The 12,915-nt window shown below is 60.2% G+C and carries 13 protein-coding genes (1 of these 13 cut by a window edge); 4 read left to right on the top strand and 9 right to left on the bottom strand.

What is annotated here, in order from left to right:
* Positions 1-117: 117 nt before the first annotated feature.
* Positions 118-1,206 (top strand): calcium:cation antiporter, encoded by a 1,089-nt coding sequence (locus AB4N91_RS23375; RefSeq protein WP_460111810.1) that lies wholly within the window; start codon positions 118-120, stop codon positions 1,204-1,206.
* Positions 1,207-1,330: 124 nt separating this feature from the next.
* On the opposite strand, the gene AB4N91_RS23370 is transcribed toward AB4N91_RS23375, so the two are convergent.
* The 3 genes from AB4N91_RS23370 to AB4N91_RS23360 form a co-directional block, all read right to left on the bottom strand.
* Entirely contained in the window at positions 1,331-2,689 is a 1,359-nt protein-coding gene (locus tag AB4N91_RS23370; RefSeq protein ID WP_460111809.1) for an 8-oxoguanine deaminase, read from the bottom strand.
* A 187-nt stretch (positions 2,690-2,876) separates the two neighbouring features.
* Positions 2,877-3,563: an SDR family oxidoreductase gene (locus AB4N91_RS23365; RefSeq protein WP_010463780.1), complete on the bottom strand. Its 687-nt coding sequence runs from the start codon at positions 3,561-3,563 to the stop codon at positions 2,877-2,879.
* A 25-nt stretch (positions 3,564-3,588) separates the two neighbouring features.
* Positions 3,589-3,939, bottom strand: coding sequence for a MerR family transcriptional regulator (locus AB4N91_RS23360; RefSeq protein ID WP_010463778.1), 351 nt, complete (start codon positions 3,937-3,939; stop codon positions 3,589-3,591).
* A gap of 83 nt (positions 3,940-4,022) precedes the next feature.
* Between AB4N91_RS23360 and AB4N91_RS23355 the strand changes: the two genes are divergently transcribed.
* Positions 4,023-4,460, top strand: a complete 438-nt coding sequence (locus AB4N91_RS23355; protein ID WP_460111808.1) for a hypothetical protein — start codon at positions 4,023-4,025, stop codon at positions 4,458-4,460.
* A gap of 74 nt (positions 4,461-4,534) precedes the next feature.
* On the opposite strand, the gene AB4N91_RS23350 is transcribed toward AB4N91_RS23355, so the two are convergent.
* The 6 genes from AB4N91_RS23350 to AB4N91_RS23325 all read right to left on the bottom strand — a co-directional run bounded on the left by AB4N91_RS23350 (position 4,535) and on the right by AB4N91_RS23325 (position 11,044).
* Positions 4,535-5,461 carry an ABC transporter permease gene (locus AB4N91_RS23350; protein WP_010463775.1) on the bottom strand — a complete coding sequence of 309 codons (927 nt, stop codon included), beginning with the start codon at positions 5,459-5,461 and terminating at the stop codon, positions 4,535-4,537.
* Positions 5,461-6,567 (bottom strand): ABC transporter permease, encoded by a 1,107-nt coding sequence (locus AB4N91_RS23345; protein WP_102595208.1) that lies wholly within the window; start codon positions 6,565-6,567, stop codon positions 5,461-5,463. Before AB4N91_RS23345 ends, AB4N91_RS23350 begins: the two co-directional genes overlap by 1 nt.
* Before the next feature lie 11 nt (positions 6,568-6,578).
* Complete coding sequence (locus tag AB4N91_RS23340; protein ID WP_221108193.1) at positions 6,579-8,144, bottom strand: ABC transporter ATP-binding protein; 1,566 nt, start codon at positions 8,142-8,144, stop codon at positions 6,579-6,581.
* Positions 8,145-8,676: 532 nt separating this feature from the next.
* On the bottom strand, positions 8,677-9,258 hold the full coding sequence (locus AB4N91_RS23335; protein ID WP_460111807.1) for an IMPACT family protein: 582 nt from the start codon (positions 9,256-9,258) through the stop codon (positions 8,677-8,679).
* Between the two features lie 7 nt (positions 9,259-9,265).
* Complete coding sequence (locus AB4N91_RS23330; RefSeq protein WP_010463768.1) at positions 9,266-9,916, bottom strand: TetR/AcrR family transcriptional regulator; 651 nt, start codon at positions 9,914-9,916, stop codon at positions 9,266-9,268.
* A gap of 207 nt (positions 9,917-10,123) precedes the next feature.
* On the bottom strand, positions 10,124-11,044 hold the full coding sequence (locus AB4N91_RS23325) for a LysR family transcriptional regulator (protein ID WP_010463766.1): 921 nt from the start codon (positions 11,042-11,044) through the stop codon (positions 10,124-10,126).
* 139 nt (positions 11,045-11,183) lie between these two features.
* On the opposite strand from AB4N91_RS23325, the gene aptA reads away from it, so the two are divergent.
* Together aptA and AB4N91_RS23315 are read left to right on the top strand one after the other, a co-directional pair.
* Positions 11,184-12,533 carry an omega-aminotransferase AptA gene (aptA, locus tag AB4N91_RS23320; protein WP_010463764.1) on the top strand — a complete coding sequence of 450 codons (1,350 nt, stop codon included), beginning with the start codon at positions 11,184-11,186 and terminating at the stop codon, positions 12,531-12,533.
* 65 nt (positions 12,534-12,598) lie between these two features.
* On the top strand, positions 12,599-12,915 hold the start of the coding sequence (locus tag AB4N91_RS23315) for a CoA-acylating methylmalonate-semialdehyde dehydrogenase (RefSeq protein ID WP_010463762.1). Its footprint extends 1,177 nt past the window's final position; only the first 317 of its 1,494 coding nucleotides appear in the window; the start codon lies at positions 12,599-12,601; its stop codon lies beyond the right edge, outside the window.

Below are 12,915 nucleotides of genomic sequence, written 5' to 3'. Positions count from 1 at the left end.
GCACGTGTCAAACCTGCTGCCATCCACTGGTGCGCTAAGGTGTAACGAAACGTTAGCGCCGCCCCGCAGTCAGTAGCTCATCACCCTGATCGCTTCACTCGGCACAAAAGGCCCGCAATGCTCACACTCCTCAAGCAAGAAAAGTTTCTGTTGCTGGCCGTGATTGCCGCGCTCGTCGCTTATCCACTGGAACACTGGATGCTGCACAGCGGCCAGCCCATCGCGCTGACCGCTGGCCTGGTGCTGATTGCCTTCATCGTCGCCGCCTCCATGCGTGTCGCCCATCACGCCGAACTGCTCGCGGAAAAAGTCGGCGACCCTTACGGCACCATGATCCTGACCCTGGCCGCGGTGCTGGTGGAAGTGGTGATCCTGGCGATCATGATGAGTAACGAAGCCTCGCCAACCCTGGTGCGCGACACGATTTACTCGGCGGTGATGCTCGACATCAACGGCATCCTCGGCCTGGCCGCGTTGATGGGTGGGATCAAGCACGGTGAGCAGTCGTACAACGACGACTCGGCCCGCAGTTACAGCGTGATGATCCTCACCGCAATGGGCGTTTCCATGGTGGTGCCGGAGTTCATTCCCGAAGCTAACTGGAAGCTGTATTCGGCGTTCACGATTGGCGCGATGGTCGTGCTCTACACCCTGTTCCTGCGTATGCAGGTCGGGCCGCACAGTTACTTCTTCAGCTACAGCTACCCGGAAAAACGCCGCAGGAAAGTCCCGGAGGAGGAACCTGAACCGGTCAATCTGGCGCTGAGTATCGGCACGTTGGTGTTCGGCGTTGTGGTGATCGGCGCCTTGGCCGAAGTGATGTCCAAGACCCTCGACCTGGGCCTGGAAGGCACGGGTGCTCCGCCGGTGATTACGGCGATTCTGGTGGCGGCCATTTCCGCGGCGCCGGAGATTCTGACGGCATTGCGCGCGGCCTTGGCCAACCGCATGCAATCGGTGGTCAACATCGCCATGGGCGCGTCATTGTCGACGGTGATCCTGACGGTGCCGGTGATGGAAGCGATGGCGCTCTACACTGGCCAGCCGTTTCAGATGGCGATGACCCCGGTGCAGACGGTGATGATCTTCCTCACCCTGATCGTCAGCGCAATCAACCTCAACGACGGCGAAACCAATGCCATCGAAGGCATGACCCATTTTGTGTTGTTTGCGACGTTCATCATGTTGTCGCTGCTGGGCCTCTAAACACACCACAAATCCCCTGTAGGAGTGAGCCTGCTCGCGATAGCGGTGTGTCAGTCGACATTGAGGGTGTCTGACACACCGCTATCGCGAGCAGGCTCACTCCTACAGTTTGATTTGTGTTGTATCAGACGCCGGCGATTAGCTGCCGGGCCGCCTGGCTGTGATCGGCGATCAGGCCTTTGAGATCCAGCCCTTCAACCTGCCCGTCAATCACCCGCCATTTGCCACCAATCATCACCCGATCCGCGCGATCAGCACCGCACAGCAGCAACGCCGACACCGGATCATGACTACCGGAGAAGCGCAGCTCATCGAGCTTGAACAACGCCAGATCCGCCTGCTTGCCCACCGCCAGTTCGCCGATATCGGAACGCCCCAACAAACTCGCCGAACCCTTGGTAGCCCAACCCAGAACCAGTTCCGGGGTGATCTTCTGCGCGCCATAACGTAGCCGCTGAATGTATAGCGCCTGACGGGTTTCGAGCATCATGTTCGACGCATCGTTGGACGCCGATCCATCCACGCCCAGGCCGAGCAACGCACCGGCAGCGGTCAGGTCCAGGGTCGGGCAAATGCCGGAGGCCAGGCGCATGTTCGAACTCGGGCAATGGCAGATCCCGGTGCCGGCGGCGCCGAGGCGGGCGATTTCGTCCGGGTTGAAGTGGATGCCGTGCGCGAGCCAGGTGCGTGGCCCGAGCCAGCCGACGCTGTCCAGATAATCCACGGTGCGCAGGCCGAAGCGTTGCAGGCAGAAGTCTTCTTCGTCGAGGGTTTCGGCCAAGTGCGTGTGCAGACGCACGTCGAGTTTGTTTGCCAGTTCGGCGCTGGCGGACATGATTTCCGGTGTCACCGAAAACGGTGAACACGGCGCCAGGGCGATCTGGATTTGCGCACCATCACCACGCTCGTGGTACTCGGCGATCAAGCGCTGGCTGTCCGCGAGGATCACTTCGCCTTCCTGCACGGTCTGCTGCGGTGGCAGGCCGCCGTCCTTTTCACCCAGGCTCATGGACCCGCGCGTCAGCATGGCGCGCATGCCCAGTTCGCGAACGCTTTCGACTTGCACGTCGATCGCGTTTTCCAGGCCTTCCGGGAACAGGTAGTGGTGATCGGCGGCGGTGGTGCAGCCGGACAGCAGCAACTCAGCCAGCGCGACTTTCGTGGCGAGGGCGAGTTTCTCAGGGGTGAGGCGGGCCCAGACCGGGTAGAGGGTTTTCAGCCACGGGAACAACGGCTGATTGACCACCGGCGCCCAGGCGCGGGTCAGGGTTTGATAGAAGTGGTGATGGGTGTTGATCAGTCCCGGCAGGATCACATTCTCGCGGGCATCGAAGACGTGTCCGCAGGGCGCGGACGGTTGCTGGCCAGCGGCGAGCACTTCGACGATCACGCCGTCTTGCACCACCAGGCCGCCACGGGCATCGAGGTCATTGGCAGTGAAAATGGCGAGGGGATTTTTTAGCCAGGTACGGGTCGCAGGCATGTTGGCCGGCTCCTCTGAAAGTGGGGTTCAGGTTAGCCAGCTCAGTGATTACCCTGTCTGCTGATCCAGGGTCGCCGCGGGGACGAGGTGCGGAGTTTCAAACAAAACCGCCTGGCCGGCAAGTCCTGCCCGACCAGACGACGCAAACCTTATGTGGAATGAAATCCTGTAGGCGCGAGGGTGGTGTTTACCAGGGAATGGTTTCGCCTCTGTAGTTCACGAAGTGATGTCCACCCTTGCCGGTGTACGCATTCACCTGATCGACCAACCCGCGCGTACTGGTTTCTACGTCGATATCGGCGCCTTCACCGCCCATGTCGGTCTTCACCCAACCCGGATGCAACGACAGCACGGTGAGTTTCTGCTCGCCCAGTTGCGTAACGAAGCTGTTGGTCATGGAATTCAGCGCCGCTTTACTGGCCTTGTACAACGCCAGCTCCGGCGCGTCCGGCATGGTCACGCTGCCCAGCACCGAGCTCATGAACGCCAGCACGCCGGTCTCCGGGCGAATCTGCCCGGCAAAACGTTGTGCCAGGTTGATCGGCGCCACGGCGTTGGTGAAGAACAATTGACCGACCTCGGCCAACGTCGCGCCGCCCGGCGTCTGAACGTCCGGCCCCTTGACCCCGGCATTCACGAATAGCAAATCGAACACTTCACCCTTGAGCTGTTGGCTCAGGGCGATGACCGCCTGCTGATCGTCCATGTCGAGCTTCTCGATCCGCACCTTGCCCAACGCCTGCAGCGCCTCGGCGTTCTGCGGGTTGCGCACGGTGGCGGTGACTTGCCAGCCGTCGGCCAGCAGGGTTTTCACCAGGCCGAGGCCCAGGCCCCGGGAGGCACCGATGATGAGTGCGGTTTTTGCCTTGGACATGAGTGGCTTCCTTGATAAGTGAGGATCATGGGCTCAGTGGACAACGCTGACCGAGCCGTTGTTGCAACTCGTGGCGCAATGCACCGAGTTCGTCCATACGGGTTTCAATCAGCTTGAGTTTGTCTTGCAGCAACTGTGTGACGGCGCTGTCAGGATCCGGCGATTGCCAGATCGAGGCGACGCTGTTGCCGATCTCGCCGAGGGTAAAGCCCAACCGCTGAGCCGTCTTGATGTACAACACCAGTTGCACCATGTCTGGCGGGTAGTCGCGATAGCCGTTGGCACTGCGTTGTGCGGCGATCAGTCCGCGCTGCTCGTAGAAGCGCAGCGTGTCGCGGCTGACGGCGCTGGCCTGGGCTAATTCACCGATGCGCATCATGACGTCTCAAGAGGGGCTTGACCTTGGAGCATACTCCAGGCTTTAGCCTTGTTGCTCCCTGAATTTATGGAGCAAGGCCGATGTGGACTTCAACGCAATATCGCCGGGTGGTGCGGGGCAGCGCCTGGTATGACTTGATCGTGACGGCAGCGTTTATCACGCCGTGGAGTTTTGCCGCGTTGCACGGGGTGTTGTTGAGTGTGAGTCAGGCGTTCGATTTGCCGGGCGAGTTGCCGCCGTTCGAGCCGATGCACATGTTGATGGCGAATCTGCTGGGGTCGATTGTGTGTGTCTGGGCGATGCTGCGGATTCGTGATCCGCAGCAGGTGTTTGGGCGGTATGACGCGGTGGGGCGGTTTCTGTTTTCGGCTTGGCAGCTTTATGCCTTGGTCCATGGCGCCAGTTCGCTGTTGGTGATTTTTCTGGTCTTTGAATTGGCGTGGGGCGTGGCTCAAGTGTTGCCGGTTCGGCAGCCTTCGCGGGCAAGCCTCGCGCCTACAGGTTTGCGCAATCCGTGAAATCGGCACTGGACCTGTAGGAGCGAGCGGCGCGGCGATCCGACTTGCCCGCGAAGAGGCCGGCCGGGTCAACCTTAATGCCCCGCCTGCCACGGCTGCCCCAACGACACCGGCGCATACAACCGTGTGCGCACCGCGTCCCGCGACAACAGCACCAACACCACAATGGTCGCGACATACGGCAACATCGCCAACAGGCTCGACGGAATCGCCAGCCCCAACCCCTGCGCCACCAGGTGCAGGATGCTCGCGAGCCCGAACAGGTACGCCCCCAGCAGCAATCGCCACACTCGCCAACTGGCAAACACCACCAGCGCCAAGGCAATCCAGCCACGGCCGGCACTCATGTTTTCCGCCCACATCGGCGTATAGGCCAGGGACAAATAAGCCCCCGCCAAACCGGCCATCGCGCCGCCAAACAGCACCGCCAATGCACGCACACCCAACACCGGCAAGCCCATGGCACTGGCCGCCTCCGGGCTTTCCCCGACCGCTTGTAAGATCAGCCCGACGCGACTTTTCAGAATCACCCACGCCACCAGCGCAAACAGCGCGAACGACAGGTACACCAGCAGATCCTGGGCGAACAGCATTCGCCCGATCAAAGGGATTTCACTCAGGTAAGGAATCGCCACCGGCTCAAAACCGGCCAGTGGTTTACCGACCCACGCCGCGCCGACAAACGTCGACAGGCCCACGCCGAAAATCGTCAGCGCCAATCCGGTGGCCACCTGATTGGCATTGAACACCAGCGCCACCAGCGCAAACAGCGACGACAACAGCATCCCGGCGAGCATCGCCAGCAACACGCCAAGCCACAGGTTGCCGCTGTTCAGGGCGACGATAAAACCGATCACTGCGCCAAACAGCATCATGCCTTCCTGACCCAGATTCAGGACGCCGCTTTTCTCACAGATCAATTCGCCCAGGGCCACCAACAGCAACGGCGTGCCGCAACGGACCATGGCGTAGAAAATATTGCTCAGCAGGTCGATATCCATCACAGCGCTCCGGCGTGTGCAGCGGTGGCTTGTGTGCGGCGAGTCCAGCGCAGGTTCAAACGCGGTCGGTAAAGAATCAGCACGTCACTGGCCAACAGGAAAAACAGCATCATTCCCTGGAACAACTGGGTGATGGCTTGCGGCAGGTTCATGCTCATCTGCGCGCTCTCGCCGCCGATGTACAGCAACGCCATCAGCAGGCTGGAAAACAGAATGCCGATGGGGTTGAGCCGCCCTAGAAACGCCACCGTGATAGCGGCATAGCCATAACCCGGCGAGACCTGCGGCACCAGTTGGCCGATCGGCCCGGTGACTTCGCTCACTCCGGCCAGCCCTGCCAATCCGCCGCTGATCAACAGCGCCAGCCAGATCAGCCGCTTCTCGCGAAACCCGACGAAACCCGCTGCACGCTTGTCCAGCCCGAGCACTTTTATCTGGAAACCGACAAAGCTTTTTTGCAGCAAAACCCAGACCGCCACCAACGCGAGCAGGGCGAAATACACCCCGGCGTGAACCCGACCGTCTTCCATCAACAGCGGCAAACGGCTGGCATCGCCGAACATCGCCGACTCCGGAAAGTTGAACCCGGCCGGGTCCTTCAACGGCCCATGCACGCAGAACAGCAGCAGGTTCAGCGCGATGTAATTGAGCATGATGCTGGTGAGGATTTCGTTGGCATTGAAACGCGTGCGCAACCACGCCGTCAGCCCGCCCCACGCGGCACCGGCCAACGTGCCGACCAGCAGGATCAGCACCAGCGCCCAGCGACTGTGCATATCGATGATATTCACCGCCAGCGCACTGCCGGCCAGGGCGCCGAGCAGCAATTGGCCTTCGGCGCCGATGTTCCAGATCCGCGCCTGATACGCCACGGCCAGCCCCAGCGCGCAGAGCAAAATAGGCAACGCTTTGACCAACAGTTCGGAGACACCATACAAGTCGCTGACCGGCGCAATCAGCAGGGTGTGCAGCGTGAGCAGCGGGTCATGACCCAACGCAATAAACAACAACGAGCCGCAGCCCAATGTCAGGGCCGCGGCCAGCAACGGCGAGCACCACAGCATCAGGCGCGATTGCTGGCCACGGGGTTCGAGAGAAAGCAGCATGTGAAACTCCGTTAAACCGTTGCGGATGCGAGTGTTTGAGGGGCGTCGAACTGGCCGGCCATCCAGCCGCCGACATCGATCAGGCGCGTGTCGACCGTGGCCCTGAGCGGCGACAGGCGTCCGCTGCACAAGGCACCGAGCCGGTCGCTGATCTGGAACAATTCGTCGAGGTCTTCGCTGATCACCAGGATCGCCGCACCGGCATCGCGCAAGGCAATCAACGCTCGGTGAATGGTGGCGGCGGCGCCGACGTCCACGCCCCAGGTCGGGTGCGCGGCCACCAGCAATTTCGGTTGCTGAAGGATCTCGCGGCCGAGGATGAATTTCTGCAAATTGCCGCCGGACAGACTGCGGGCCGGCGCTTGGGTATCGGGTGTTTTCACACCAAAGCGGCGGATGATTTCTGCCGCCAAGGCTTCGACCTTGGCGCGCTGAATCAGGCCGTTGCTGACCAGCCCTTGTTGAAACGCGGTGAGCAGGGCGTTGTTGGCGAGGCTCAGTTCGGGCACCGCGCCGTGGCCCAAACGCTCGGCGGGAACGAACGCGAGGCCGAGGTGGCGTCGCGCATCGGGCCGCAAATCGGCGACCGGCTGCCCGCCGAAACGGATCGTCCCGTTATCGTTTCGGCTCAACCGTTCTTCACCGCTGAGCAGGGCCAGCAATTCATCCTGACCATTGCCTGCAACACCGGCGATACCGACGATCTCGCCGCTGCGCACTTCGAGGCCAATGTCCGTCAGGGAGCAGCCGAACGGGTCCGGGTTGTGCCACGACAATCCGCTCACATTCAAAAACGAGTCACCGCCGATCACCTTCGGATAATCGGTAATCAGCTCGGCGGCTTCCCCCACCATCAACCTCGCCAATTGCTGATCCGAACACTCGGCCGGCACGCAATGCCCGGCCACCCGACCGCCGCGCAGCACCGTAGCGCTGTGACATAACGCGCGCACTTCACCGAGCTTGTGGCTGATGAACAGAATGCTGCAACCCTCGGCCGCGAGCCGGCGCAGGGTGATGAAGAGGTCGTCAGCCTCCTGCGGCGTAAGCACGGAAGTCGGCTCATCGAGAATCAGCAGGCGGATGTCCTGCATCAAGCAACGAACGATTTCCACCCGTTGCCGCTCGCCGATCGACAGGCTATGGACAAGGCGCTCCGGTTCCAGCGCCATGCCGTAGCGTCGGGAGACTTCACGAATTTTTGGCTCAAGCTGCTTCGGCGTGCCGGACGCCGCACCCATTGCCAGGGCAATGTTCTGCGCCACGCTGAGGGTTTCGAACAGCGAGAAGTGCTGGAACACCATGCCGATCCCCAGTGCGCGAGCCTGCGCCGGATTGCGCATGTTCACGCGCCCGCCCTGCCAGATCATTTCCCCGGAATCGGCGTGTGTGACGCCATAGATGATCTTCATCAACGTACTTTTGCCCGCACCGTTTTCGCCGAGCAGGGCGTGGATTTCACCGGGAGCAATGCTCAGGTCGATGGCGTCGTTGGCCAGGCAGCCGGGGTAACGTTTGCTGATTTTGCGCAGTTGCAGTCGAGGCGTTTGATCGGGGATCGGCACGGGGTTGGGCATGACAGGCTCGGGTCGATAGGAGTTATGCCTGTGGATAAAGCAATTTCCTGGCCATTGAGTCAGGAAAACCGAAAATCCTTGCTGGCAAAGGCATTGAGGGCGCGGCCTCGCCATCTTTTGATCGTCGATCAAGCACTACTTAGGGGCAAAGTGCTTGATCAGGCTCTGATTTTGCCCGTCGGGTATTGATCAAAAAACGAGCAACACACCGCAACCTATGCCGGATATAGGGCAGAGCCAGTCATGAACGGGTTATCCACAGGTTGTTCCACAGTATTTGTGCGCAAGCCGAAAGCACGGGCATAAGCACTGTGCGGCTATCTTCTAAAGGTGATAACCGACGCTAACTGTTTGTTTTTTCGTGAAATTAGTGGTTTGTATGGAAAGTTGGACGAAAAATGAGCAAAGCCCGCAAAGCCGCATGACAGAAGGGTTACAGCAGGATGTGCTCAGGTTATCCACAGCCGGGTGCACAGCAGATGTGGGCATCTGAACAGGCTCGATAAAAGGGCGGTGAACGGTGTTGGTGCGATCAGTGCTGCAACACAATGCGCCCGCGACTCAGGTCGGCGAGCTGAGTTTGCAGGGTTGTGATGTGCTCTTTGCCGATCGCCAATTGCAAGTCCACGCCGTTGGCGGTGAAGGTTTCTTCCACCACCAAACCACCCGATTCAGCGACGCGCAGTTTCACCAGCGCCAACTCACCAAACGCACAGGTACAGCTCACCAGCACCCGACTGATCAGCTCGACTTTCGCCGCGCCTTGCAGGCACTTGTTGGCGCCACCGCCATAGGCCCGGGCGAGGCCGCCGGTGCCCAATTGAATGCCGCCGTACCAACGAATCACCAGCACTGCGACCTGATCGCAGTCCTGCGCTTCGATGGCCGCCAGAATCGGTCGTCCTGCGGTGCCGCCCGGTTCGCCATCGTCATTGCTGCGGTATTGGTCGCCGAGCTTCCAGGCCCAGCAGTTGTGCGAGGCATTCAAGTCGCTGTACTGATCGATGAACGCCTGGGCGTCGGCAGGGCTTGCGATCGACGTGGCGAACGTGATGAAACGGCTTTTGCGAATCTCTTCGCGGTATTCGCAAAAACCGCTGAGGGTAAAAGGCATAAGTGTCTTAGATAGCTGGCGTGAGGCCGCAGCCCTTGAGGATGATGCGGATCAGGTTGTTGCCGGCGTCTTCCATGTCTTGCTTGGTCAGCTTGGTGCGGCCGCTGACACGGCAGATCTGGGTGGCGAAGTCGGCGTAATGCTGGGTACTGCCCCACAGCAGGAAGATCAGGTTTACCGGGTCGACCGGGTCCATCTTGCCGGCGTCGATCCACGCTTGGAACACCGCCGCGCGGCCCTGGAACCAGGCGCGATAGTCCTGATTGAAATACTCGGTCAGGCATTCGCCGCCACTGATCACTTCCATGGCGAAGATCCGCGAGGCTTGCGGCTGGCGACGGGAGAATTCCATTTTGGCGCGGATATAACGCGTCAGCGCTTCGGCCGGATCATCCTCGGCAGTCAAGGTATTAAAGGTGCTGTCCCATAACTCAAGGATGTTGCTCAACACCGCCACGTACAAACCGAGTTTGTTGGTGAAGTAATAATGCAGGTTCGCCTTGGGCAACCCGGCATTCAAGGCGATGGTGTTCATGCTGGTGCCTTTGAAACCGTGACGGGCAAATTCGTCTTCGGCGGCTTTGATGATGGTCTCTTCGTTCTTCTGACGAATGCGGCTGGCGGGTTTGCCGCCGTGAGCGGGGACTTCAAAGGTCATAGGCACTTCCGGACAAGTGGATGGGTGTAGCCACTGCGTTGATAGCGCACCCACAAGCTCCAGACAAGTCCTGACGCAATAAAACCTGAACACCACAATTCCTGTAGGCGCAGTGCCTGCTCGCAAAAGCGGCGTGTCAGTCGACATTAATACAGCTGACACACCGTCTTCGCGAGCAAGCTTCGCTCCTGCCGGCTTTCGCCACTTTCAACGTGTCGCGGCCAGGCTTTCGAGGAAGCTTTCCAGCACTAAATGTGGGCGCCGGCCCTTGCGCGTGACCGATGCGAGGCTCAGGTCATAAAAACGCACGTTGGGTTTCAGCGCCCGCAATCGACCTTGCTGCACCCAGAGGCTGGCGTAATGATCCGGCAGGTAGCCGATGAAGCGCCCGGTCAGGATCAGGAAGGCCATGCCCTCACGGTCCGAGGCACTGGCGGTGCAATTGAGCGCCTGGTAATGGGCCTGGATTTCCGCGGGCAATCGGAAGGTCGGCGCGATGGCGTCCTGGCTATTGAGGCGCTCGTCATCCAGTTGTTTATCGTCGACATAAAACAACGGATGACCGACTGCGCAATACAGCAGCGAGCGTTCGCTATAAAGCGGCTGATATTCCAGCCCCGACAGTGCGCTGGCCTGCGGCACCACGCCGACATGCAATCGACCGTCGAGCACCCCTTGTTCAACTTCATTTGGCGCGATCATGCGGATCTGAATCTGCACGTCCGGCCCGCGTTCCTTCAGTTGTGCCAGCGCATGGGTGATGCGCATGTGGGGCAGGGTGACCAGGTTGTCGGTCAGGCCGATGGTCAATTCGCCGCGCAAGTGTTGGTGCAGGCCGTTGACCTCAGTGCGAAAACTTTCCAGCGCACTTAATAGCTGCAAGGCCGATTGATAGACCTCGCGACCTTCCTCGGTCAGGGAAAATCCGGCGCGACCGCGTTGGCATAAACGCAGGCCGAGGCGCTGTTCCAGATCGCTCATCTGCTGGCTGATGGCCGAGCGGCCGATCCCCAATACCGACTCTGCCGCAGAAAAGCCTCCGCACTCCACCACACTGCGAAAGATCCGAAGCAGGCGGATATCAAAGTCACTGACTTGCGCCAGCGGATCGGGGCGACGGCTGCTCATGCTTGAATTACTCAAAGTTTAGTGGATGGCTGACTGAACGTTAGAAGAGTTGGATTTCACCGACTTTATCCTCGTGGCAATTTAGCTGCAAGAACGCTTTTGATCTCTATGCCGCTTATTGCCCTGCGAGGTTTTGCCCATGAACTTGCCCGAAAACGCCCGATCTCCTTTGGCCAGCCAGCTCAAGCTCGATGCCCACTGGATGCCCTACACCGCCAACCGTAATTTCCAGCGCGATCCACGACTGATCGTTGCTGCTGAGGGCAGTTGGTTGACGGACGACAAGGGGCGCAAGGTCTACGATTCGCTGTCGGGTCTGTGGACCTGCGGCGCCGGGCACACTCGCAAGGAAATCCAGGAAGCGGTTGCCAAGCAGTTGGGCACCCTCGATTACTCGCCAGGCTTCCAGTACGGCCATCCGTTGTCGTTTCAACTGGCCGAGAAAATCACCGATCTCACGCCGGGCAATCTGAATCACGTGTTCTTCACTGACTCGGGCTCCGAGTGCGCTGACACGGCGGTGAAGATGGTGCGTGCTTACTGGCGTCTGAAAGGCCAGGCCACCAAGACCAAAATGATCGGTCGTGCCCGTGGCTATCACGGTGTGAACATCGCCGGCACCAGCCTCGGTGGCGTGAACGGCAACCGCAAAATGTTCGGTCAGGCGATGATGGACGTCGATCACCTGCCGCACACCTTGCTGGCGAGCAATGCCTATTCCCGTGGTATGCCGACGGAGGGCGGTATCGCCTTGGCCGATGAACTGCTCAAGCTGATCGAGCTGCATGACGCTTCGAACATCGCCGCCGTATTCGTCGAGCCAATGGCTGGTTCCGCTGGCGTGCTGGTTCCGCCGCAGGGTTATCTGAAGCGTCTGCGCGAGATCTGCGATCAACACAACATCCTGCTGGTGTTCGACGAAGTGATCACCGGTTTCGGCCGCACCGGTTCGATGTTCGGCGCCGACAGCTTCGGTGTGACCCCGGACCTGATGTGCATCGCCAAGCAAGTCACCAACGGCGCGATTCCGATGGGTGCGGTGATTGCCAGCTCCGAGATCTACCAGACCTTCATGAACCAGGCGACGCCAGAGTACGCGGTGGAATTCCCGCACGGTTACACCTACTCCGCGCACCCGGTGGCTTGCGCCGCTGGCCTGGCTGCACTCGACCTGCTGCAAAAGGAAAACCTGGTGCAGAACGTGGCTGAAGTCGCGCCACATTTCGAAAATGCGCTGCACGGCCTGAAGGGCTCGAAAAACATTATCGATATTCGTAACTACGGTCTGGCGGGCGCGATCCAAATCGCACCGCGTGATGGCGACGCCATTGTGCGTCCGTTCGAAGCGGGCATGGCTCTGTGGAAAGCCGGGTTCTACGTGCGCTTCGGCGGCGACACCCTGCAGTTCGGCCCAACCTTCAACAGCAAGCCGCAAGACCTTGATCGTCTGTTCGACGCGGTCGGCGAAGTGCTGAACAAAATCGACTGATTTTCCCTTCTATATAGAGGCGCCCCTTGAAGGGCGTCTCGTGGACAAATTTTCAGGAGCCCCGCATGAGCCTTATCCCGCATTTGATCAATGGCGAACTGGTGACCGAAGACGGTCGCACGGCCGACGTGTTCAACCCGTCCACCGGCCAAGCCATCCACAAGCTGCCGTTGGCCAGCCGCGAAACGATTCAGAAAGCCATCGACTCGGCCAAGGCTGCGTTCCCGGCCTGGCGTAACACGCCGCCGGCCAAACGTGCTCAGGTGATGTTCCGCTTCAAGCAACTGCTGGAACAGAACGAAGCGCGTATCGCCCAGTTGATCAGTGAAGAGCATGGCAAGACCCTGGAAGATGCTGCCGGTGAACTGAAGCGCGGAATCGA

This window comes from Pseudomonas sp. H3_D04 (genome assembly GCF_054669175.1).
The sequence above is the reverse complement of the archived record's forward strand: the minus strand, read 5'-3'. Positions and strand labels throughout refer to the sequence as shown.

What these genes read in the sequence shown, in the direction of transcription:
- AB4N91_RS23375 (WP_460111810.1), top strand. Translation starts at nt 118, where the DNA reads ATGCTCACACTCCTCAAGCAAGAAAAGTTTCTGTTGCTGGCCGTGATT.
- AB4N91_RS23370 (WP_460111809.1), bottom strand. Translation starts at nt 2,689, where the DNA reads ATGCCTGCGACCCGTACCTGGCTAAAAAATCCCCTCGCCATTTTCACT.
- AB4N91_RS23365 (WP_010463780.1), bottom strand. Translation starts at nt 3,563, where the DNA reads ATGTCCAAGGCAAAAACCGCACTCATCATCGGTGCCTCCCGGGGCCTG.
- AB4N91_RS23360 (WP_010463778.1), bottom strand. Translation starts at nt 3,939, where the DNA reads ATGCGCATCGGTGAATTAGCCCAGGCCAGCGCCGTCAGCCGCGACACG.
- AB4N91_RS23355 (WP_460111808.1), top strand. Translation starts at nt 4,023, where the DNA reads ATGTGGACTTCAACGCAATATCGCCGGGTGGTGCGGGGCAGCGCCTGG.
- AB4N91_RS23350 (WP_010463775.1), bottom strand. Translation starts at nt 5,461, where the DNA reads ATGGATATCGACCTGCTGAGCAATATTTTCTACGCCATGGTCCGTTGC.
- AB4N91_RS23345 (WP_102595208.1), bottom strand. Translation starts at nt 6,567, where the DNA reads ATGCTGCTTTCTCTCGAACCCCGTGGCCAGCAATCGCGCCTGATGCTG.
- AB4N91_RS23340 (WP_221108193.1), bottom strand. Translation starts at nt 8,144, where the DNA reads ATGCCCAACCCCGTGCCGATCCCCGATCAAACGCCTCGACTGCAACTG.
- AB4N91_RS23335 (WP_460111807.1), bottom strand. Translation starts at nt 9,258, where the DNA reads ATGCCTTTTACCCTCAGCGGTTTTTGCGAATACCGCGAAGAGATTCGC.
- AB4N91_RS23330 (WP_010463768.1), bottom strand. Translation starts at nt 9,916, where the DNA reads ATGACCTTTGAAGTCCCCGCTCACGGCGGCAAACCCGCCAGCCGCATT.
- AB4N91_RS23325 (WP_010463766.1), bottom strand. Translation starts at nt 11,044, where the DNA reads ATGAGCAGCCGTCGCCCCGATCCGCTGGCGCAAGTCAGTGACTTTGAT.
- aptA (WP_010463764.1), top strand. Translation starts at nt 11,184, where the DNA reads ATGAACTTGCCCGAAAACGCCCGATCTCCTTTGGCCAGCCAGCTCAAG.